Origin of the sequence: Runella rosea (assembly GCF_003325355.1) — a bacterium.
Lineage (GTDB): Bacteria > Bacteroidota > Bacteroidia > Cytophagales > Spirosomataceae > Runella > Runella rosea.
In genome coordinates, this window is the sequence record NZ_CP030850.1 from 663,508 (window position 1) to 685,803 (window position 22,296).

General features: G+C 46.7%; 18 protein-coding genes. 5 read left to right on the forward strand and 13 right to left on the reverse strand.

Annotation, left to right across the window (positions count from 1 at the left end; genetic code table 11):
* Positions 1 to 131: 131 nt before the first annotated feature.
* From DR864_RS02865 to bla, 5 genes are all read right to left on the reverse strand, one after another.
* Positions 132 to 653, reverse strand: a complete 522-nt coding sequence (locus DR864_RS02865) for a CHRD domain-containing protein (RefSeq protein WP_229599507.1) — start codon at positions 651 to 653, stop codon at positions 132 to 134.
* Positions 654 to 907: 254 nt separating this feature from the next.
* Entirely contained in the window at positions 908 to 1,501 is a 594-nt protein-coding gene (locus tag DR864_RS02870; RefSeq protein WP_114065533.1) for a hypothetical protein, read from the reverse strand.
* 195 nt (positions 1,502 to 1,696) lie between these two features.
* Positions 1,697 to 3,232 (reverse strand): glutamate synthase subunit beta, encoded by a 1,536-nt coding sequence (locus tag DR864_RS02875; protein WP_114065534.1) that lies wholly within the window; start codon positions 3,230 to 3,232, stop codon positions 1,697 to 1,699.
* A gap of 164 nt (positions 3,233 to 3,396) precedes the next feature.
* On the reverse strand, positions 3,397 to 7,977 hold the full coding sequence (gltB, locus tag DR864_RS02880; protein ID WP_114065535.1) for a glutamate synthase large subunit: 4,581 nt from the start codon (positions 7,975 to 7,977) through the stop codon (positions 3,397 to 3,399).
* Positions 7,978 to 8,300: 323 nt separating this feature from the next.
* Complete coding sequence (gene bla / locus DR864_RS02885; protein ID WP_114065536.1) at positions 8,301 to 9,026, reverse strand: subclass B1 metallo-beta-lactamase; 726 nt, start codon at positions 9,024 to 9,026, stop codon at positions 8,301 to 8,303.
* 149 nt (positions 9,027 to 9,175) lie between these two features.
* On the opposite strand from bla, the gene purL reads away from it, so the two are divergent.
* Positions 9,176 to 11,422 carry a phosphoribosylformylglycinamidine synthase subunit PurL gene (gene purL, locus DR864_RS02890; RefSeq protein ID WP_114065537.1) on the forward strand — a complete coding sequence of 749 codons (2,247 nt, stop codon included), beginning with the start codon at positions 9,176 to 9,178 and terminating at the stop codon, positions 11,420 to 11,422.
* Positions 11,423 to 11,684: 262 nt separating this feature from the next.
* On the opposite strand, the gene DR864_RS02895 is transcribed toward purL, so the two are convergent.
* The 5 genes from DR864_RS02895 to DR864_RS02915 all read right to left on the reverse strand — a co-directional run bounded on the left by DR864_RS02895 (position 11,685) and on the right by DR864_RS02915 (position 15,007).
* Positions 11,685 to 12,104, reverse strand: a complete 420-nt coding sequence (locus DR864_RS02895; protein WP_114065538.1) for a toxin-antitoxin system YwqK family antitoxin — start codon at positions 12,102 to 12,104, stop codon at positions 11,685 to 11,687.
* A gap of 185 nt (positions 12,105 to 12,289) precedes the next feature.
* Entirely contained in the window at positions 12,290 to 12,946 is a 657-nt protein-coding gene (gene rpe, locus DR864_RS02900) for a ribulose-phosphate 3-epimerase (protein ID WP_114065539.1), read from the reverse strand.
* A gap of 63 nt (positions 12,947 to 13,009) precedes the next feature.
* Positions 13,010 to 13,861, reverse strand: a complete 852-nt coding sequence (locus DR864_RS02905; protein ID WP_114065540.1) for a methylated-DNA--[protein]-cysteine S-methyltransferase — start codon at positions 13,859 to 13,861, stop codon at positions 13,010 to 13,012.
* A gap of 92 nt (positions 13,862 to 13,953) precedes the next feature.
* Positions 13,954 to 14,370, reverse strand: a complete 417-nt coding sequence (locus tag DR864_RS02910; RefSeq protein ID WP_114065541.1) for a hypothetical protein — start codon at positions 14,368 to 14,370, stop codon at positions 13,954 to 13,956.
* 73 nt (positions 14,371 to 14,443) lie between these two features.
* On the reverse strand, positions 14,444 to 15,007 hold the full coding sequence (locus tag DR864_RS02915; RefSeq protein WP_114065542.1) for an NUDIX hydrolase: 564 nt from the start codon (positions 15,005 to 15,007) through the stop codon (positions 14,444 to 14,446).
* A 115-nt stretch (positions 15,008 to 15,122) separates the two neighbouring features.
* Here DR864_RS02915 and DR864_RS02920 point away from each other — a divergent pair, with 115 nt between their 5' ends.
* Positions 15,123 to 16,001 (forward strand): DUF2911 domain-containing protein, encoded by an 879-nt coding sequence (locus DR864_RS02920; RefSeq protein ID WP_114065543.1) that lies wholly within the window; start codon positions 15,123 to 15,125, stop codon positions 15,999 to 16,001.
* An 84-nt stretch (positions 16,002 to 16,085) separates the two neighbouring features.
* Here the strand turns inward: DR864_RS02920 and DR864_RS02925 are convergent, their stop codons facing one another.
* From DR864_RS02925 to DR864_RS02935, 3 genes are all read right to left on the reverse strand, one after another.
* Entirely contained in the window at positions 16,086 to 16,682 is a 597-nt protein-coding gene (locus DR864_RS02925; protein WP_114065544.1) for a bifunctional nuclease family protein, read from the reverse strand.
* Between the two features lie 215 nt (positions 16,683 to 16,897).
* Complete coding sequence (locus DR864_RS02930; RefSeq protein WP_114065545.1) at positions 16,898 to 17,860, reverse strand: electron transfer flavoprotein subunit alpha/FixB family protein; 963 nt, start codon at positions 17,858 to 17,860, stop codon at positions 16,898 to 16,900.
* A gap of 115 nt (positions 17,861 to 17,975) precedes the next feature.
* Complete coding sequence (locus DR864_RS02935; RefSeq protein WP_114065546.1) at positions 17,976 to 18,713, reverse strand: electron transfer flavoprotein subunit beta/FixA family protein; 738 nt, start codon at positions 18,711 to 18,713, stop codon at positions 17,976 to 17,978.
* A gap of 104 nt (positions 18,714 to 18,817) precedes the next feature.
* Between DR864_RS02935 and DR864_RS02940 the strand changes: the two genes are divergently transcribed.
* The 3 genes from DR864_RS02940 to DR864_RS02950 all read left to right on the forward strand — a co-directional run bounded on the left by DR864_RS02940 (position 18,818) and on the right by DR864_RS02950 (position 22,278).
* Positions 18,818 to 19,144, forward strand: coding sequence for a tetratricopeptide repeat protein (locus tag DR864_RS02940; protein ID WP_114065547.1), 327 nt, complete (start codon positions 18,818 to 18,820; stop codon positions 19,142 to 19,144).
* A 221-nt stretch (positions 19,145 to 19,365) separates the two neighbouring features.
* Positions 19,366 to 20,814: a tRNA (N6-isopentenyl adenosine(37)-C2)-methylthiotransferase MiaB gene (gene miaB / locus DR864_RS02945; protein ID WP_114065548.1), complete on the forward strand. Its 1,449-nt coding sequence runs from the start codon at positions 19,366 to 19,368 to the stop codon at positions 20,812 to 20,814.
* Between the two features lie 129 nt (positions 20,815 to 20,943).
* Positions 20,944 to 22,278, forward strand: a complete 1,335-nt coding sequence (locus tag DR864_RS02950; RefSeq protein ID WP_114065549.1) for a sigma-54 interaction domain-containing protein — start codon at positions 20,944 to 20,946, stop codon at positions 22,276 to 22,278.
* The last annotated feature ends 18 nt before the right edge of the window (positions 22,279 to 22,296 follow it).

The window sequence follows — 22,296 nt, forward strand, 5'->3', positions numbered from 1 at the left end:
TGTTTACAAGAACTACCTGATTTCTCAGTCTGGTGGTGCGGTCGGGACAATTTACTCCAGTTCGATCCTGTTTGCTTTTCTGCATTAACCATCTTGGGTAATTATCCCGCTCCGCCTAGACCAACAACTAATTAGCGTACTTGGCCTCTGATTTCTCCTCCTGGAAATTTGTCGGAGTGCACATTAACATACACCCCCTGCGCTTCCATCGCATCAATTAAATCCGACAAGGGTTTGCCCAATAAGGCTCCCTTCAGTGAAGCGCTCGTAATAGTGCCTTCAGCAATAACGCCCTGTGGACTGGGTTCGGTGCGACCGACCAAATCGACGACAACACCTCCATTGGCACCCTTGGCACCCAAATGCAGGTGGCCGAAGCGAACGGACTCGATGTTGGCTACAATGAGCTTATAGGTTAGGGCTGTGCCGTCCTTGCTCAATTTAAACGTTGCCTGACCGGTGGCATTGGTGACGACGGGCACAGGTACTTCCTCGTCCCCCGTCAGGTGGGCCGTAAAGTTGCCGTTGGCCTTTCTAGCACCAGCCTCTCGGTTGTTACTCGCCCCCGAAATTGATTCGATGGACTCCTTTTGACAGCCGTTCAACATTAGCCCAACGGCCAATAAAGCACAAATACCGATTGAATTTTTCATGAGAAAATGGATTAAGATTTAGTTACTCATTAGTAAGTAACGACTACCTAACTTTACGTTCTTCTATAATGTTTTGATTGGAAGCCCTTTAAAATCAAAAAAAATCCTCAAAAAAGCATAAATTTTGTAGTGCAGATTTGCACCAAAATTGGCAATGTCAGACCTTCAGTACAGTAAATTTTGCTGTTAAAATTCGGTTGACCGTGGTATTTGGGAATGCAGTTTCCAAACGGAAGCCATTTTGGAAATTAGGCTTACTTTACCCTCAAAACATGCAAACGATGGCGATTTCCCACGCGATAGGTTGGGAAACTAAGCTGTTTACATAGAATGCCTAAGGAAGCAATGCCGCCCCCAATTAGGGCTGATGCTGGGGTAAACTGAACCCCGAATTCTAGGCCGCCTCGGTAAATAAAGGTGTCGCTGATTAAAAAAATCCCACCCGCTACGGGCAGCATATACGCCCCCTGCGTGACCCACGGAATTCGGCGGTAAATCTTGATTTTTCGAACATCCCTCAGTTTAACTTCGGTATGAATATGCTCGTTAAGGATTTCGTTAAATTGGGTAAACGTAAAAGAACTGTCGGAAACGGATGTAATATTTTCCCTGATTTTTTTTCGTTGTCCTTTAATTTTAAAGAGAAGTTCGTCACCCGCGTAGAAACGATGGCGTTTGATTTTTCCCATTCCATATACATCCAGCACCAAGTATCGCCCCTCGGTTTGGAGATAGGTTTGGTAGCGGGGATTTTGTTTTAAAAACAACTCTTTGTCGCTCAGGATTTCCTGTGCGTACGATGCCCAAAATGTGGTAGAAAGAAAAAGCACTAAGTAGAGTGAACGCATATCCTACGGCTATTTTGAATAGAACGTAAAAGAAATACTTTTCTTGCAAAGCGGATAATTCAAGGTCTAACGAAATAATCTAAAAATCAGGAAGGGCTTGAAGATGAGGCAATACCGTTAGCTAATTTTGATAAAAATCATAAAAAAAGCCCTGCGTTTGGCAGGGCTTAATCATAAAAAAAATGATTTTATGCGCTATGCATGAGCAAATGCAGGATTGAACATGCCGATTTCTTTGGCTTCCAACAGGGACTCACCCATCAGGAATTCATCCACTTTACGGGCGGCTTCGCGTCCTTCAGAGATGGCCCATACAACTAAAGATTGTCCACGGCGACAGTCGCCAGCGGCAAACACTTTTTCAACCGAAGTTGCGTAGCTGTTTTCTGCCGCTTTGATGTTTTTACGAATATCGGTTTCAACACCAAATTGCTCCAAAAGGCTTTGCTGAGGGTGTACAAAACCAGCGGCAATCAGGGCTAAGTCGCACGGAATCAGGCGTTCATTTTCAGTGATAGGCGCTTTACGACCATCTTCAAGAGTGCGCTCACCCGTAATGTCGGCAATGCGCAGATGCGTTAGTTTCTCACCGTCGCCCACAAATTCTTGTACGGCAATGGCCCAAAAACGCTCACATCCTTCCTCGTGCGAGGTAGAAGTACGCTTGGTCAAAGGCCACAGTGGCCAAGGGGTTTTTTCGTCCCGAACTTTATAAAACGGCTCGTTTTTATCGTCGTATTTAGGGGCGGGCATTACTTCAACCTGTGTGATGGTCGCCGCTTTATGGCGGTTGGAAGTGCCCACGCAGTCGGAGCCTGTATCGCCACCACCAATGACCACCACGTGTTTGTCGGTGGCCAAAAGTTCACCGTTGCTATATTTTTCACCCCGGTGGTCTACCACGCGCTCAATATTGGAAACCCGTTTGTTTTGCTGACTCAAAAATTCCATGGCGGGATGAACCCCTTTGCCAAGGTAAGACTGCCAACCTGGGATCGTAATGGAACGCGGTTCGGTAGAGCCGATGGCCAGTACGATGGCGTCAAAGTCGCGCATCAATTCTTCTGACTTAACCGTTACGCCCACGTGTTCGTTGGTTTTGAAGGTTATACCTTCGGCTTCCATTACCGCCACCCGGCGTGCTACCACAGTTTTTTCCAATTTAAAATCAGGAATGCCGTAGCGGAGCAGTCCTCCAATTTGGTCGGCGCGCTCAAAAACGGTTACCCAATGACCCGCGTAATTCAACTGCGCCGCTGCGGCTAACCCCGCAGGGCCAGAACCAATAACGGCTACGTGTTTGCCAGTCCGTTTTGATGGAATACGGGGGGTAACGTAGCCTTTTTCGTAAGCGGTTTCAACGATTGATTTTTCAATAAATTCAATGGCCACGGGTGGCTTGTTGATACCCAACACGCAAGAGGCTTCGCAAGGGGCGGGGCAAATGCGTCCCGTAAATTCGGGGAAATTGTTGGTGCTGCTCAAAATTTGGTAAGCGTATTCCCAGTTGCCTTCGTAGACGGCGTCGTTAAATTCGGGAATAATATTACCCAAAGGACAACCGTTGTGGCAAAACGGAATGCCGCAATCCATGCAGCGGGCGGCCTGCTCTTTTGATTGCTTTTCGTTGCCGATGGGCTCAATTTCTTTATAATCGGTGCGACGAACTTCTACGTCGCGTTTTTTTGGCAACTCACGGCCAAATTCTATGAATCCGGTGGGCTTTCCCATTTTTTTAAATCAGTAAGCGGTTCGCCGCTGCGATGAGTGAGTGAGTAATGGAACGAATAGCTTTGTTCAGTCCTTTATTCGTTCATCAATGTATCTTTTGACCAAACCTTTTACAAAGACCTTACAGGCTTTCGCCTGCAAGGTCCTACTTATTAAGGGATGGGTTAATTGTGCGCTACGTCCACGACGATGTCTTGGTACACTACGTTTTTGTCGGCCAATTGTTGTGACAGACTGATGCCGCGACTTGCAAGTGCTTTTTTGAAATCGCCAGGCATTACTTTCACAAACTGATTGATGTAGGTATCCCAATCCTGCAACATCATAAAAGCGACGTTACTGGTCGTGTATTGGAAGTGTTTTTCTACGAATTCTCTAACAATCAGGTGGTCTTCTTCGGTAAGTTCTTCCAGGTTCACCATTTCGCGGTTCACTTTCGGAGCAAAATCGCCGTTTTTGTCCCAGACATAGGCTACACCACCCGACATACCAGCGGCGAAGTTACGGCCTACTTCTCCCAAAATCAGGGCTAATCCTCCCGTCATGTATTCCAACCCGTGGTCGCCAACACCTTCTACAACTACTTTAGCTCCTGAGTTACGGACGCAGAAGCGCTCACCAGCGGTTCCGCGTATAAACGCTTCTCCCGCAGTGGCTCCGTAGAAGGCTACGTTACCGATGATGATGTTTTCTTCGGGTTTGAAGGTTGCTTCACGGTCGGGATAAACGATGAGTTCAGCCCCGCAAAGCCCTTTTCCGAAGTAGTCATTTGCATCTCCTTCGAGTTCGAGACGAATACCAGTTGTGTTGAATGCTCCAAAACTTTGCCCTGCCGTTCCTCTGAACTTAAAGTGAATAGTGCCTTTCGGTAAACCTACGCCACCAAACACTTTCGAGATTTCGTTGGAAAGCATATTGCCCACCGAGCGATTCAGGTTATTGATTGCGTACTCACCGTAGACTTCTTCCGAGCGTTGAAGGGCTGGTTGAGCGGCGTCAATCAATTTCCAGTCAATGACATCGGCAATGCCGTGGTCTTGTTCTTCTTGTTTAAACTGTGCGACGTCGAGGCTTACGGGCTCTTTGAATAGCATGGCACTGTAATCCAGCGCTTTGTATTTCCAATGCTTAATGTCGTCGCGCATTTCGAGGTACTGCACCTGACCCACCATTTCGTTGATGGTCCGGAAGCCCAATTGCGCCATGATTTCACGCAATTCCTCGGCCATGTACGTAAACATATTGACTACGTATTCAGGCTTACCCGTAAACAACGCCCGCAGCTCTTTGCGCTGCGTGGCAACGCCGACGGGGCAGGTATTCAGGTGACATTTACGCATCATGATACAACCTGCCGTGACGAGGGCGGCCGTGGCTACGCCCCATTCTTCAGCACCGAGCAGCGCGGCAATCGCCAAGTCGCGTCCGGTACGCATCTGACCATCGGCCTGAATGGTAACCCGTCCACGTAATTTATTTTTAACGAGGGTTTGATGGGTTTCGGCCAAGCCAAGCTCCCAAGGCAAACCCGCGTGACGAATTGAGCTCAAAGGCGAAGCGCCCGTTCCGCCGTCGTGACCAGCAATCAAAATATGGTCAGCGTGGGCTTTGGCTACCCCAGTGGCGACCGTTCCTACTCCTGCTTCCGATACCAGTTTTACGCTGATACGGGCGGCACGGTTGGCATTTTTAAGGTCGTAAATCAACTGGGCCAAATCCTCAATCGAATAAATATCGTGGTGAGGTGGCGGTGAAATCAACCCAACACCCGGGGTAGAGTGACGGGTACGTCCAATCCAATCGTCCACTTTATGGCCCGGCAACTGACCGCCTTCTCCAGGCTTAGCGCCTTGGGCCATTTTGATTTGAAGTTCCTGCGCATTACTTAAATAATGGCTCGTTACCCCAAAACGTCCCGAAGCGACCTGCTTGATGGCCGACGACATGAAGTCTCCGTTGGGAAGAGGCTTGTAGCGCAGTTCGTCTTCACCACCTTCTCCAGAGTTTGACTTGCCACCGATGCGGTTCATCGCAATGGCCAACGTGGTGTGCGCTTCCCACGAAATAGAACCAAATGACATGGCTCCTGTGGCAAAGCGTTTGAAAATATTTTCGACCGATTCTACTTCTTCTATTGGAATGGATTTTCCTTTTCTGAATCGCATCAACCCGCGCAACGTGAGCGCTTTTTGGGTTTGGTCGTCAATGAGTTTTGAGAATTTTTTGAAAATTTGATAACCTTCTTCACCGCCTTTACGGGTCGATTGTTGCAGCAGGTGAATCGTTTGCGGATTAAAAATGTGGGCTTCGCCGCGTTGTTTCCACTGATAAAAACCACCCACTTCCAAACGTGGATTGACAACTTGGGTTTCGGGATAGGCTACTTTGTGGCGGACGATTACTTCCCGCGCAATTTCGTCGATGCCCATTCCGCTGATGCGTGAAATGGTTCCCGTAAAATATTTGTCAATAACGTCCTTATTTAAACCTAAACATTCAAAAATCTGCGCTCCTTGGTAAGACTGAAGCGTCGAGATGCCCATTTTAGAGAAGATTTTCAGCAACTCTTTGTTAATGGCTTTGATGTAGTTGGCGCTTAATTTTTCATGGGTAAACTCGCCATTGATCATGCCGTGGCGATTCATGTAAGACAGCGTTTGGAAAGCCATGTATGGGCAAACTCCCGAAGCGCCGTACCCGATGAGGGTAGCTACGTGGTGGGTTTCAAACACGTCTCCCGCTTCTACCAAAATGCCAACTTTGCCACGTAATCCTTTGCGAATCAGGTGGTGGTGAATGGCAGAAGTGGCCAACAGCGATGGAATAGGGGCGTGGTCGGAATCGATGGCGCGGTCAGAAAGAACCAGAATTTCAAAACCGTCTTCAATGGCATCTTCGGCATATCGACAGATACGCTCTAAGGCGCGGGTGAGTCCTTTGCCGCCATCAACGGATGAAAAATAGGTGTTGATGGTTTTGGCTTGAAAATGAGCTTTATCTACCCAACGAAGCTTGTCAAACTCTTCAATGGTCAATACTGGCTGATCCAACTCAATCTGACGACAGTGAAGGGGCGATTCTGTAAGTAAATTTTCGGTTGCACCAACAAACGAAATCAATGACATAATCGACCGCTCCCGGATAGAATCAATCGGCGGGTTGGTGACCTGTGCAAAAAGTTGTTTGAAATAATTCGTCAGGTGTTGGCTTTGCTCCGACAATACGGCCAAAGGCACGTCCACCCCCATCGAACCGATGGCTTCGTAACCTGTTTCGGCCATTGGGCCTAGTACCATCCGCAGGTCTTCTGACGAAAAGCCAAATGCGATTTGACGTTTCAGTAACGATTTGTCATCATAAGGCGTAAACGGACGGGGAGAAGGCTCTAAGTCCGAGAGTTTGATTTTATTTTCGTCGAGCCATTGTTGATACGGCTGACGTGAGCAAATATCGGCTTTCAATTCGTCGTCGGGAATGATGCGGCCCTGTTCCATGTCTACCACAAACATTTTACCCGATTGCAAACGGCCTTTTGATACTACCTTGGCGGGATCTACGTCCAATACCCCTGCTTCCGAGGCCATGATGACCGTGTCGTCGTCCAAAACCCAATAACGGGAAGGACGCAGACCGTTACGGTCGAGGGTAGCACCGATGATTTTACCGTCGGTAAATGAAATCGACGCGGGGCCATCCCAAGGTTCCTGAATAGCAGCGTGGTATTCGTAAAAAGCTCGGCGCTCTGGATCCATGGCTTCGTTTCCGTCCCATGCTTCGGGCACCACCATCATCATTACGTGCGGCAGTGAGCGTCCCGATAAATATAAAAGCTCAATCGCGTTGTCAAGGTTGGACGTGTCGGAGTTGGTAATGTCGCAGATTGGCAGCAACATATCCATTTCTTCTTTCGTAAATTTATCCGACCAGAATGACTTCTCTCCCGCACGAATCCAGTTTACGTTTCCGCGTACGGTGTTGATTTCACCGTTGTGTGCAACGTAACGGAACGGCTGGGCCAGTTTCCATGAAGGGAAAGTGTTGGTAGAAAAACGTGAGTGAATGATGGCAAAAGCCGAAACGACCGATTCGCTGTGCAAGTCGGGAAAATAATATTTTAACTGTCCTGTCGTCAATTGTCCTTTGTAGGAAATGGTGCGGCAAGAAAGCGAAGAAAAGTAAAAGTGAGCTTTTGAACCCACCACTGAGTCATAAATAAGACGGGTGGCGTATTGGCGAAACACAAACAGTTTGCGCTCAAAACCAAGTTCATCGGTGACCGAATCGGGCCGTTTGATAAACAATTGTTCGACCTGAGGCTCCACCGAAAGAGAACCTTCTCCTAACGTGTCATTGAGCGTTGGAACACGGCGATAGCCAAGGAGTTCCAAACCTAACTTTTTCAACTTACGGTTGAGAATGTCGCGGCATTCGTCGCGCAGCTTTTGATCTTTAGGAAAGAAAATCATCCCAACGCCATATTCACCAGCGGAGGGAAGGGTGATGTTTAACTTGGCGCATTCCTCCACGAAAAACTCGTGAGGGAGCTGAATGAGGATTCCCGCACCGTCTCCGGTATTAGGGTCACAGCCACAGGCACCGCGGTGGTCCATGCGTTCAAGCATGGTGATAGCATCAGCTACCATTTGGTGCGACTTACGACCTTTCATGTTGGCGCGGAAACCGATACCGCAAGCGTCGTGTTCAAACTCGGGGCGATATAACCCCAGTTGGGCAGGCTCTGACATGGTTTTGTAGTGTATTGGGGTTGGGTGAATGGCCTTTGTGCGTTAGATTACACTTGGGCTTTTACAAAAATCGGCACTCTGTTTTTTGAATAATCACACGCAATTTACACAAAAAATTATTTGGTACAACAACGTTTTTGCCGAATAATGTAGATGTTATTGGGTGTTATTAAGAATATATTAAATAATCTTGAAATTTTACAATTTGGTAAAGCAATCAAAATAAGATTTACAAAATTTTAAATAAATGAATGAATTGTTGATTGTTTATCTAAAAAAAGGTAAAAATATTGAAAAATAAGCAAATATAAAAAGCTAAAACCTCATTTGTTTTGGTTTTTGTCGACCAACTCAATTGTTCGGGAAAAGGAACTCAAATTATCCCATTTTTCATGGCCAGGAATCACAAATGTAATATCGGGGAATTTTTTTCGCACATTGTCTACCGATTGGCGCCATGTTTTGAGGTTGGCGTCGGCAATGTTGCCGATCCCCATGGCTACATAGCTCTTAATCAGACACCCTCCGACCAGTATTTTTGAATCGGGAAAGTAAACCACAATGTTATCATCGGTATGTCCCGCACCCGGAAAATAGGTTTGAACCGTGGTGGTTCCTACCTGGAAGGTCGTGTCTTGCGGCAAAATACCTTCGGGTGCAGGAAGTCCCTGCGCGACTGTTTTCTGAGCAGTGAGCGGAGTGCCGATGATTTTAATGCCCCGTTGCTGAAATGCTTTCACTCCTCCGATTCTGTCTTCATGGGCGTGAGTAACGATACAAAGCACTACTTTCTGTTTAAGTTTTTGCTCTATTTGCTCCAGCAGCAATTCCGTCTGTTCCAAACCCCATCCTGTGTCCACGAGGATAATTCCTGCGGATGTACTGACGATTAACCCGTTGGAAGGAAATGGATTGTTTTGGTACACCTGATACGTAGTGTGGACATAATGGTTGGGAACCAGCGAGGTGATTTTAACGGGAGGTAGTTGACAAAAGCCCTGAAAATGAACGAAAAGAGGAATGAGAAGGAATAAAAAAGCGTTTTTCATACGGTTGAAAATAGATAAATGTAGGGTAAAGATACAAAATAGTTGAGCCTCTGCCTTCAAAATCCTACCTTTGCACCGTGATTACTCGGCAATAGAGTAAAATCAACTAATCACCAGTCACCAACCACTAATCACAACCCCCCCCACTCGTGGAACACGTCGAACAACTTCCTACCGTTGAAACTGCCAAGAAATTGGGTATTCTTCCCGAAGAATTTGAACAAATTAAACAGATACTGGGCCGTACGCCTAATTTTACCGAATTGAGTATTTTTTCGGTCATGTGGTCTGAGCACTGCTCGTACAAGAACTCTATCGTTTGGCTCAAAACCCTGCCGCGTGATTCTGACCGGATGTTGGCGAAAGCGGGCGAAGAAAACGCGGGTTTGGTCGATATTGGCGACGGATTGGCGTGTAGTTTTAAAATCGAATCCCACAATCACCCGTCGGCGTTGGAACCTTATCAGGGCGCGGCTACGGGTGTAGGCGGTATCAACCGCGATATTTTTACGATGGGCGCGCGTCCCATTGCGCAACTTAATTCCTTGCGTTTCGGCGACCCGAAACTGGCCAAAACGAAGTGGTTGGTGAAAGGCGTTGTCAAAGGAATCGGTGATTATGGCAATGCGTTTGGTATTCCAACCGTGGGCGGTGAGGTCTTTTTTGACGAATGTTACAATACTAATCCCCTTGTCAATGCCTTCTCGGCGGGTATCGTAGAAGCTGGAAAAGTAGCTAAAGCCATCAGTTACGGCGTAGGCAATCCCGTTTTTATCGTGGGTTCAGCCACGGGCAAAGATGGCATCGGCGGGGCGAGTTTTGCCTCGGAAGACATCAGTGAAAAATCGACCGAAAAACTTCCAGCCGTGCAGGTAGGGGACCCGTTCATGGAAAAACTCCTGCTAGAAGCCACGCTCGAAATCATCGAAACGGGCTATGTGGTAGGTATTCAGGACATGGGCGCGGCGGGTATCATCTGCTCGACCTCAGAAATGAGCGCCAAAGGTGAGCATGGAATGATTATCGACCTCGACAAAGTACCTACGCGCCAAACCAACATGAAAGGCTGGGAAATCCTGCTTTCAGAATCGCAGGAGCGGATGCTTGTGGTCGTGGAAAAAGGAAAAGAAGAAGATATAAAACAAATATTTGATAAGTGGGATTTGCACTGCGCCCAAATCGGGGAAGTGGTGGAAGGCGGCAGTTTGCATTTCTTCCAACATGGTGAGCTGATTGCCGACGTTCCCGCGCATGACTTAGTATTGGGCGGCGGCGCTCCGCAATACCGTCGTGAATACCGCGAGCCAGCTTATTATCAAGAATTTAAGAAATTTGATATTAACAATGTCAGTGATGTAGATGGAGAAGAAATTGGTAAAGTAGCCAAGCACCTTTTGTCGCACCCCAACATTGCCTCCAAAAAATGGGTGTATGAGCAATACGACTCTACCGTTGGCACGGCCAATCGCACCACCAACCGTCCGTCGGACGCAGGGGTAGTGCGGATTCGGGATGTAAAACGCCCTCATTATCAGAAGTCTATTGCCATGACGGTGGATTGTAACGCCCGTTACGTAAACGCCGACCCGTTTATCGGCGCGCAGATTGCCGTGGCCGAAGCCGCGCGTAATTTGGTGTGTACAGGCGCGGAGCCGTTGGCCGTTACCAACAACCTTAACTTCGGAAATCCGTACGTACCGGAAGTATACTGGCAGTTTGTGAATGCCGTTCAGGGAATGGGCAAAGCCTGCTTGAAATTCAACACGCCAGTAACGGGTGGAAACGTAAGCTTTTACAACCAATCGTCTGACGACGGTCCCGTTTTCCCCACGCCAACCATTGGGATGATTGGGTTGATTGAAAAACCTGAGAACCAAACTTCGCTTGACTTTAAAAACGAAGGCGATTTGATTTACCTCGTGGGCCAATCTCAAAATGACATTGCTTCATCGGAATATCTGTATTCGTACCGGGGCGTGAAAGCATCGCCCGCCCCCGCCTTTGATTTGGACGAAGAATACAGCTTGCAGGTAGCCATCAACCAATTGATCGAAAAACAATTGGTTAAGTCGGTGCATGATGTGTCGGACGGTGGTTTGTTTGTAACCTTGGCCGAATCTGCTTTGCCCAACGGGGTAGGATTTGAAGTGGCCACGATGGAAGGTTATCGTAAAGATGCGTTCTTGTTCGGCGAATCACAGAGCCGTGTGGTCATCAGCGTTAGCCCCGACAAACAGGCTGAATTTCAGAAAGTATTGGGCGGTGAATTGAAAACAGTTCACGCCTTGCTGGGAAAAGTAACCTCGGGTGGATTTGTGGTTGATGGTCAGGAAGTTATTTCGACCGCCGAAGCCAAAGATTTATACGATAACTCATTGGGACGATTGATGAGTTAAGTTCATTTTGTCATATAAAAAAACGCCGGCAGGATTCAATACCTGTCGGCGTTTTTTGTGTGGGAGAGTTTTGAAAATTCTTATTTTGGGCAAGTAAAGCACAAAAACTTAACTCATGTCTGTGTCTTCACAGACCTTTTCTGTAAAAATGGTATGGGATTTTTGCCATATACATCCAAAGAATAGACAAACGTGAAGGGCCTGTGAGGACACAGACCAAGGCTAAGACGACAATTTGAAATGCACTCATATGTAACTTACTTTAGTTCGGAGTATTGATAATAGAATCATTTTGGTATGTGAATTTTTCAAGAGGCTCTCCATCGGGAAACCAACTTTCATAATCACCATGACGTTTACCGTTGGTATAGTGCTCTATCATACTCAATTGGCCATTTTCATACCAAGATTTCCATTCTCCATATGGCAAGCTATTTTTATCAAAATACCTAACTTGTGCCAGCTTACCATTCTCATAAAACCTATCTTTTTTATAGAAATTTAAAGAGTCGAAAGCAGTTTCGTGAAAATATTTTTTAACTGTAAAAGTTTTATTACCCATTTTAATTTTTGAAACCAGGATTTTGGGTGAACCATCAGGCCAATATTCATTTTTATAAGCAGGCGAATAGTTGCACGATAAGTGCATAAGAAATACCAAAAAAAATATGTATTTTTTCATTTTTTTTTGTGATACAAATTTATTCTCCTAATTATCATTTTGCCTTACCCTAGGTCTGTGTCTCCACAGACCTTTTCTGTAAAAATGGTATGGGATTTTTACCATATACATCCAAAGAATAGACAAACGTGGAGGGTTGTGAGGACACAGACCAAGGCTAAGAGGTAAAAAATCAATATTGTTTTCTACCAAACCTTCTTCAACTCCGCAATCGTCTGCACGGGATCGGCGGCGGTAAAGACAAAATTTCCTGCCACCAACGCACGTGCGCCAGCGTGGTAGAGGAGGGCCGCGTTGGACTGATTGACGCCGCCGTCGATTTCAATGATGGCATTACTGCCCGATTCGGCAATCATCGCGGCCGTTTGGCGAACGCGCTCGTAGGTGCGCTCAATGAATTTTTGCCCGCCAAATCCTGGGTTGACCGACATAATCAGCACCAAGTCCAAATCTGCAATCACATCTTGCAATAGACTAACGGGGGTGTGTGGATTGAGCGCCACGCCTGCCTTGACCCCCAATAATTTGATTTGCTGAATGGTGCGGTGCAAATGAGGACAGGCTTCGTAGTGAACCGTGAGCACATCGGCGCCCGCGTCACGAAACGCTTCCAGATAACGCTCGGGGTGAACAATCATCAAATGAACGTCCAGCGGTTTTTGGGCGTGTTTTTTGATGGCCGCCGTTACGGGCAGACCAAACGAAATATTGGGAACAAAAACCCCGTCCATAATATCAACGTGAATCCAATCGGCAGTGCTGCGGTTGAGCATTTCTACGTCGCGTTGGAGATTGGCAAAGTCGGCGGCTAAGACGGAAGGGGCAATCAAAGGTGCATTCATGAAATAAAATAACCAGCTAAAAAGTACAATGAATGAGAAAATCGCTGGCAAAGTTCGCCTTTTTTACGAACTCTGGCTCATTTCCCAGCCTAAAATCGCTTTTTTGCGCGTAATTCCCCATCGATACCCGCCAATACCGCCTACTTTTTGCAACACCCGATGGCACGGAATCAGGAACCCGATGCGGTTGCTGCCTATGGCCGTCCCTACGGCCCGACTTGCCTTGGGCTGTCCGATGTGCTGCGCTATTTCGTCGTAACTGACCAACTGCCCGAACGGAATCCGCAGCAATGCCTCCCATACCTTGATCTGAAAATTGGTGCCGCGCAAAAGCATCGTCAGAGGCAAATCGTTGGAGGGTGTTTGGTAAAAGATTTGGTCAATATAGGGTTGGGTTACATCCGTATTTTCAATCCAGTCTGCATTGGCCCAATCCTGACGTAGTTTATCCTTAACGGCCTCGGCGGTGTCTTCGCTCAAAAATTGTAAATCGGTGATGCCCCGTGCGGTGACCGCAATCAAACAGGCTCCGAAAGGGGTTTCATGAATGCCATAATGGATTGTCAATCCTGCACCTTTGGATTTGTATTCGGCGGGGGTCATGGCTTCGTAGGTGATAAACAAATCGTGTAGGCGGCTGGTACTTGAGAGGCCCGTTTCGTAGGTGGCGTGGAGGAGATTGTCAGCGTTGGAAAGACATTCCTTGGCAAATTCTTTGGTCAAAAAGCGCATAAAACGCTGCGGACTGGTGCCTGCCCAACGGCTGAAAAGACGGTTGAAATGAAATTCAGACAAGGCAACGTGGTCGGCAATTTCGCTGAGTGAAGGCTGCTGTTTGAAATTTTGCTCAATAAACACAATTGCCTTTTCAATGCGCTGATAGTCAAGTACCTGTTGTTCGTTGATTGTTTCCATGTTTTTAACATTTATGTCAACAAAGGTACTTGACCCCAACGGGTAGTTCAATCTGATTCTTGCGGAATCTTCCAGAAAATAATCTACTTAAGTTAGCGATTGACAAATTTGGAAGAATCGGTCAATTCGTACCGCACAAAGGGTGCTGTTGTATCCGCTGTGTATTGTTCCGACGAAGGAGACTTTGCCCTTGTATTTGGCGTCTGACGTTTATAATTGGCGGAAGAATTGCCGTTGCTGTTTGTGCGAGAAGGCTTCACCACAAAAGTGATGCCGCCTATTTTCTTTTTGGCCACCTGAATCTGTTTTTGCTCTTTATAAGATAGGTGAGGCGAAAAAATAAACGGCTCGGCCTGTTGTTGAACCGAAAACTTTATTTTATCGGTTTTGGGGAGGGGTTTGGCGTAGTTATTGCGGTTTTCTTTGGCGGTTTGGGCGCACAAAGTGGACGATAGTAAGAGCAATGCCACGGCCCATCCGCCCAAGCGAAAGGAGACAAGGTACTTCATGATGTTTTTTATCGATTTATGGAATACAAATACTATTGGAATACAGCCACTAAAGTAAAAAAACTAAGTATATCTAACTATCTTTTTTTAGAAAATCTTGCATTATCGCCATTTTTTTGACCATTCTGAGGATTGAATCAGAATCATTATAGCGGTAAATATCGGGCAATTTTACCCAAGCTAAATCTTTCGATTCGTTGTTGATTAGGAGCGGTTTCTGGCTGTCGGATTGGAATAAAAACCGAATATCATAATGGTAGTGGGCGGGGTCTTTGGAGTTGGCAGGAATGAGATGCACGTCTACGTCAAAAATCTGATGGCTTAAAATGCTGATGTCTTCTAGTCCAGTTTCTTCCTGCGCTTCTTTCAACGCAACCTTTAGAATATCAGATTCTCCATCGGCGTGTCCTCCGGGTTGAAACCATTTGTCAAGTTTACGGTGGTGCATTAAAAGGGCCGAGGTTTGGGTTTCATCTACAATCCAGGCCGAGCCCGTAACGTGCCCAATTAGCAGCCAACGTTCAAAACAATCGGGGTTTTGTTCCACAAATTGCAGGGTATCGCGCCACATTTTTTGTTCTTCATCGTCAAAAGGAGAGTGTTGGCGGAGCAGCGTCAGGAGGGCAGTACGTTTCATATGGGTTGCTTAATGAATGAATCTTAATAATAGATAGAGTTTGGGGGGTATTGGTACTTTTCTATATCTTCGCGGTCGAAAGTCTACTAATTTATTAACAAAACTGCTAAAAATCATGATGAAATCACTCACACTAACGGCCCTAATTTTTGGAACCGTAGGTGCATTTGCCCAAATTCGTACCCCTCAACCCAGCTCGGCGGCTACTGTTATGCAGACCGTTGGAGTTACTGATATTACCGTAAAATACTCACGCCCAAGCATGAAAGGACGCGAAATTTTTGGTAAATTGATTCCTTACGGTCAGTTTTGGCGGACGGGTGCCAACCAAGCTACCGCTATCGAATTTTCGACGGATGTGATGTTGGAAGGCCAAAATGTTCCTGCTGGTAAGTATTTTCTGTACAGCATTCCCAACGCCGATGCATGGACGGTCATCATCAACAAATCAGCGGCTACGGCTCCTGAGCAATACAAGCAAGCCGACGACGTGGTACGCGTAAGCGTAAAGCCCACTCAGGCACCCATGACCGAAACATTTATGATAAGTTTTTCGGATATAACTGATTCTACCGCCGCCCTTGACCTCACTTGGGCCAACGTAAAAGTAAGCCCTAAACTGTCGGTGAGCACGACCAAAATGGTAGAAACGGCGATTGACAAAGCGGCCGAAGCAAGCGCAAACAACATGAACGCGGGAGCAACCTACTTGTTAGGAAAAGGAATCAATATGCAAAAGGCGCTTTCGATGATTAATCAGGCCGTTGCGTACAAAGAGACTTTCCGCAACCTGTGGACAAAAGCGCAAATCTTGGCCAAATTGGGCAACTTTGCCGAAGCCGCGCCATTGGCTAAAAAAGCCCTTGAGTTAGGTCAGTCAAGCAACGATGCTTCTTTTCCGTTCTTCAAAGATGCCATTGAAAAAGGTGCTACTGAGTATCTGTCAAAAGTGCCAGTACCCGAAGCTTTGAAATCAATTAAGAAGAAAAAATAGGTTTTCATAAGCATTCGTAAAAATGAAAAGCCCCGATGATGAGTCGGGGCTTTTCATTTAATGGGTCAATGGTATTCAGAAAGGCTAATTTCTGCGTGCAATCTCGTCTCGAATCTTAGCCGCTTTTTCGTATTCTTCGTTGTTGAGCGATTCGTCCAAAATGCGGTGGAGCTCATCGAGACTCATATTTTTGATTTGCTCGCTCAGGGAGCGTGGCTTTGATTGTTGCACTATTTCTTCAATGGCATCGTCGGGTTCTGATTGCGACCCCGAAACAATCCCTGCTTCCGAAAGGATGGTTTCATACGTGTAAATCGGGACGCTAAAACGGAGCGCAATGGCGATGGCGTCGGATGGACGGGCATCTATGATGGTTTCTCTCAGCCCATCGGCACTTGAGCAATGAACCCGGGCAAAAAAGATACCTTCGCGCAAATCAGAAATGATAATTTCGTTGACGGTATAATTAAACGCCTTGGCAAATGACTTGAAAAGATCGTGGGTCATGGGGCGGTTGGGCTGAATTTTTTCAATCTCAATCGCAATGGCCTGCGCTTCAAACATTCCAATGATGATGGGTAAGCGGCGATTGCCGTACTCTTCGCCAAGCACTAGGGCAAACGAACCTGCTTGTGACTGACTCGGTGAGAGCCCCAAAATTTCCAATTTTATTTTTTCCACTACTTTGTTAAGTTATCTTTTATTGGTTGCCTGTGGTTTCTCATCTTAAAAATGAAGGGGACAAACAACGACTCTTCTTTCAAAGAGGATGCAAAAATAATAAACCTGCGGTGAAAATGGAAAGTTTTTCCGTTCTCCGCAGGTTTATTAACGTTTGAAAGTACTTCTGGTGTTCCCGTAGCTAAAACTTTGTTCTAAAAAGGCAATTAAATGCCCTATTTCGCGTCTTTTACGGCTTTTGTCAATCGTGGTAAAATGTCAAAAACATCCCCTACGATGCCATAATCGGCCGCTTTGAAGAAAGGTGCTTCGGGGTCTTTGTTGATGGCTACGATTACTTTGGACGAGTTTACTCCCGCCAAGTGCTGAATCGCTCCCGAAATACCGCAGGCAATGTACAGATTTGGGGCTACTTTTATACCTGTTTGTCCAATGTGCTCGTGGTGAGGACGCCAATCGAGGTCAGAAACAGGCTTAGAACAACCCGTTGCAGCGCCCAAGGCACTTGCTAAATCTAACAAAGGTTGCCAATTATCGGGGCCTTTCATGCCGCGTCCACCCGACACAATAATGTCGGCTTCAGTCAACGACAATTCGCCGCTGGCTTTTTCTTGACCCGTTACTTTGGCCACAAAATCGCCGTTGTTGAGGGCAGGCGTGAAGGCTTCTACCGTAGCGCTTCCCGTTCCTTCCACGGCTTCAATGGCGTTTTTCTTGATTCCTAAAATCTTAACGGACCCTTTGACGTCTACGGTGGCAAAGGCTTTGCCCGTATATATGCTGCGGGTTACTTTGAAGCCGTTTGATACATCGGGTAATTCCGTCACGCCTGAAACAATGCTTGCGCCCAGTTTGGCGGCAGTGCGGGCACCCATGGCGTCGCAAAGCCCCGATTTGGGCAAAATAACCACTTCGGCGTTTTCATTTTTTACGGCGGCGGCCAGCACTGAGGCGTAGGCCATGGCATTTTCGTTGGCCAGTTCAGCGGCATTTGCGTGCAATACTTTGGTGGCGCCATACGCACCCGCTTTGGCTAATTCGGTGGCATCGGCCGTGCCGATGGCCAAGGCGGTCGCGGTGGTTCCTGATGCTTTTGCGACTGCTGCACCGTACGCCACGGCTTCGAGAGATGTTTTTTTGATGCTTCCGTTATCTAATTCAACAAATATTAGGACCATTTTTTTTTACATTTAGCAGTGAAGATTTTACATTAAACAGTAATCATTTAACAATGAACATTGGGGCTACTTCGGCTTTTACCTTATATCATACCTCATGTTAATTGCTCAATGATTACAGCACTTTTGCCTCCGTTTTCAGGAGTGAAATAAGGGTTTCTGCTTGGTCTGCAGGAATCATCTTGCAGGCACCTTTGGGGGCGGGTAGGGTGTATTGGTCGAGGGTGGCCATGTCCCCAACGGCTACGGGTTCTACCACTTTGAGGGGTTTGGTACGGGCCGTCATAATGCCGCGCATGTTCGGGATTTTCCATTCGGCAATGGGCTCCTGACATCCTAAAACCAACGGTAGGGGAGCTTCCAAAAATTCTTTTCCACCTTCAATCTCCCGCGCAAATTTGGCGGTGGAGCCTTCAATATCTAGTTTCATCACGGGCGAAAACGACGGGATACCAAGCATTTCACCTACCAATCCGTGGACTACGCCGCTGTTGAAATCAATGGATTCGCGGCCCATCAAAATTAAATCATAACCGCCTTCTTTGGCAATGGCAGCAATTTGGGTAGCGGTAAAATAAGAATCGGTCGGCTCGGCATTGACGCGTACCGCATCATCGGCTCCAATGGCTAAGGCTTTGCGGATCTGAGGGTCGCTTTCGGCTTCCCCCACGTTCAATACCGTTATGCTGCCGCCCTGCTGCTCTTTTAGCTCCACGGCCCGTGCCAAGGCATAGTCGTCGTAAGGGCCGATGATGTACTGCACGCCCGCTTTGTTAAGTTTGGTGTTGTTGTCCGTAAAACTAATTTTGGCCGTTGTATCAGGTACGTTCGTTATACAAACTAAAATTTTCATGTGCTTATCTTAATGTTTGAAATATAACTTTTAGGAGATTTACTTTGTTGGTGCGAATATAAAGCAAGGTTTTTAAAAATAGTATGCTTGCATAATAATTTTTTATGAATAACACTCGTCTCGCCTTTTTGCTGCAATTTTTTGAGGAGGATTCCCATGATCCCTTCAACGCGTACGCTCTTGCGATGGAATATCAACAAAGTGATGTGACCAAAGCGACGGAATATTTCCAATTATTATTGGAGAAACATCCTGATTATTTGCCCACATACTACCACGCGGCGGCTTTGTTTACGGAGTTGGAGCAATTGGATTTGGCCGAACAACTCTACCAAAAGGGGATGCAATTGGCGTTGAGTCAGCAAAATACCAAAACCTACCAAGAACTCCAACGGGCGTATCGCGGCTTTCAGGATGAATACCTGTCTTGAATAACGTCTTAACGTCGCGAGGTGGTTTTAACATCGGCGAGGTTCCCAACCTCGCCGATGTTGCTCTTTGTTCTCCAAACCTCGCCTACGTTGTTACTAAAATATGTTAAAACCTGACACTTTGTCAGCGTTTTCGCGGAATCTTTGTAACTTTGCACCCATTCATAGAGTTAGGTAAAAATACCGATGACTTTATGAACTAACGACCATTGATTGACAAAATGATTACATCAACATTAAAAATACTTTCGGAAGCCGATAAAGAGGCGTGTGAATTGGTCAAGGTAAGCGAGGAGGAATTGACCGTTGATAAAAAGAGACTGTTCATCGAAAGCTATGGCTGCCAGATGAACTTTTCGGACAGTGAAATTGTGGCGGCGGTGATGCGGAATGCGGATTTTGCCACGACTTCTTCGGAAGATAACGCCGACGTTATTTTTCTGAATACCTGCGCCATCCGTGACAACGCCGAACAAAAAGTCCGGAATCGGCTTCAATACCTCAATAATTTGAAGAAAAAACGCCCAGGACTCATCATTGGAGTGTTGGGTTGTATGGCAGAGCGACTGAAAACCAAGTTGTTGGACGAAGAAAAAATGGTAGACATCGTGGCGGGCCCCGATTCCTACCGCGATTTGCCGCGCTTGGTGGAAGAAGCCGAAACGGGTCAAAAAGCCGTCAATGTGTTTCTTTCGAGAGAAGAAACCTACGCCGATATTTCGCCGATTCGACTGAATTCCAACGGGATTACGGCCTACATCAGTATCATGCGCGGTTGCGACAATATGTGCAGTTTTTGCGTGGTTCCTTATACCCGTGGACGCGAGCGCAGCCGCGACCCGTTTAGCATTGTGGAAGAAGCGCGTTTGCTTTTTGCCGATGGTTACAAAGAAGTGACCCTGCTCGGACAGAACGTGGATAGTTATAAGTGGAAAAAGGAGGCCGAAAAAGGCGCCGAACCTTCTCAAATGGTCAACTTTGCCCAGCTGCTAGAAATGGTGGCGTTGATTCACCCTGATTTACGGGTTCGGTTCAGTACGTCGCACCCCAAAGACATCACCGATGATGTACTTTGGACGATGAAAAAGTACGAGAATATTTGTAATTACATCCATTTTCCCGCCCAAAGCGGTAATAGTCGCGTATTGAAGGTCATGAATCGCACCTACGACCGCGAATGGTACATCCAAAAAATTGACCGCATACGGGAAATTTTGGGCGAAGATTGTGGTATTTCAACCGACATGATTACGGGCTTCTGCACCGAAACGGAGGAAGAACATCAAGATACGTTGTCGTTGATGGAATACGTAAAATATGACTACGCGTACATGTTTGCGTATTCTGAGCGCCCAGGCACGCCAGCGGCCAAAAAACTCAAAGATGACGTTCCCGAAGAAGTCAAAAAGCGACGTTTACAGGAAGTCATTGCCGTACAGCGCCAACATTCAAGTGAGCGCAACGAAATGGCCTTGGGGAAAATTCAAAAAGTATTGGTTGAAGGACCTTCCAAGCGCTCCGATGCTGATTTATGCGGACGAAATGATCAGAATAAAGTGGTGATTTTCCCAAGGGAACACTATAAAAAAGGGGATTATGTGTATGTGTTGGTAACAGAATGCTCCTCGGCTACCTTGATCGGGAAAGCGGTAGAAGCGGTTCTGGCATAAGGTTAGTTGAAATGGATATATATCCGGTTAGTGCCCAGAGTTCTTATTAAAAATTTTCTAACGTAGCGTTGCTCAATCGTTGGTTTTTAGCCATCAAAAATCGGCAACTGTACATTGTAGATGTTATAAATGCTTTCAAATCCGGAAATACAATCCATCAAAAACCGCTTTGGGATAATCGGAAATGCTCCTGCCCTCAACTATGCCCTCAACATAGCCTTACAGGTAGCGGCCACTGATTTGACCGTGCTCATTACGGGCGAAAGCGGTAGTGGTAAAGAATCGTTCTCAAAGATTATTCATAACCTAAGTTCACGCAAACACGGCCCTTTTATTGCCATCAACTGCGGCGCTATTCCCGAAGGGACCATTGATTCTGAGTTGTTTGGGCACGTAAAGGGTTCTTTTACGGGAGCCATTGAAGACCGAAAAGGCTACTTCGAAATAACCAACGGTGGAACTATTTTCTTGGACGAAATCGCCGAGATGCCCATCGGAACCCAGGCCCGGCTTTTGCGGGTGTTGGAAAACAAAGAGTTTATTCGTGTAGGCTCCTCCAAGGTGCAGAAAACAGATGTGCGGGTTGTGGCGGCCACCAACGTGAACCTCATCGACGCCGTACAGCGCGGCAAGTTTCGGGAAGATTTGTATTATCGCCTCAATACAGTACCGATTGCAGTGCCGCCGCTGCGCGAACGGGGGAGTGATATTGACATGCTTTTTCGGAAATTTACCACCGATTTTGCCGAGCGCTATCGCATTACACCCATCACCCTTACGCCCGAAGCGCGAGATATGTTGATAAGCTATAATTTCCCAGGCAACATTCGTCAGCTGAAAAATATTGCCGAACAGATTCAAATTCTGGAAGCGGAAAATAAAGTGCCAATTGCGCCAACGGTTTTGGTAAAATACTTGCCCAATTACGCATCTTCCACGCGTTCGATGACGTTGCTGGGCGGTGCGGCAGGGGGAGCCAACGGCCCCGAATCTTTCAACGAACGGGAGTTGTTATACAAAATCCTGTTTGATATGCGCCGCGATGTCAATGACCTGAAAAAGTTGGTGTTGAAGGTCTTGAATAATGAAGCCTACGGCAGTGATATTTTGCGGGAACACGATGGGCTGTTTAACGGCATTGAAGCAGAAAGTGCATTCACAAAGCCACATTCAGATACCAAACTGTTGCCCAGCCATAGTCAGCACCAGCCAACGGTCAGCAGCCAACCAACGCAGAGTGCTACCCCAAACATTATTCAGATTTCGCCGTACGACGACGTGGAAGACATTGCCCACGAAACCGCCGAAGACGAGTCGTTGTCGTTGGAGCAGAAAGAAAAAGAGATGATTATCAAAGCCTTACAGCGAAGTAATGGCAAAAGGAAATATGCAGCACAGGCGCTCGGGATTTCGGAAAGAACGCTGTATCGAAAAATTAAGCAATATGATATTGAAGAAGAATAGGAAAGGAGCGGGAAGCGA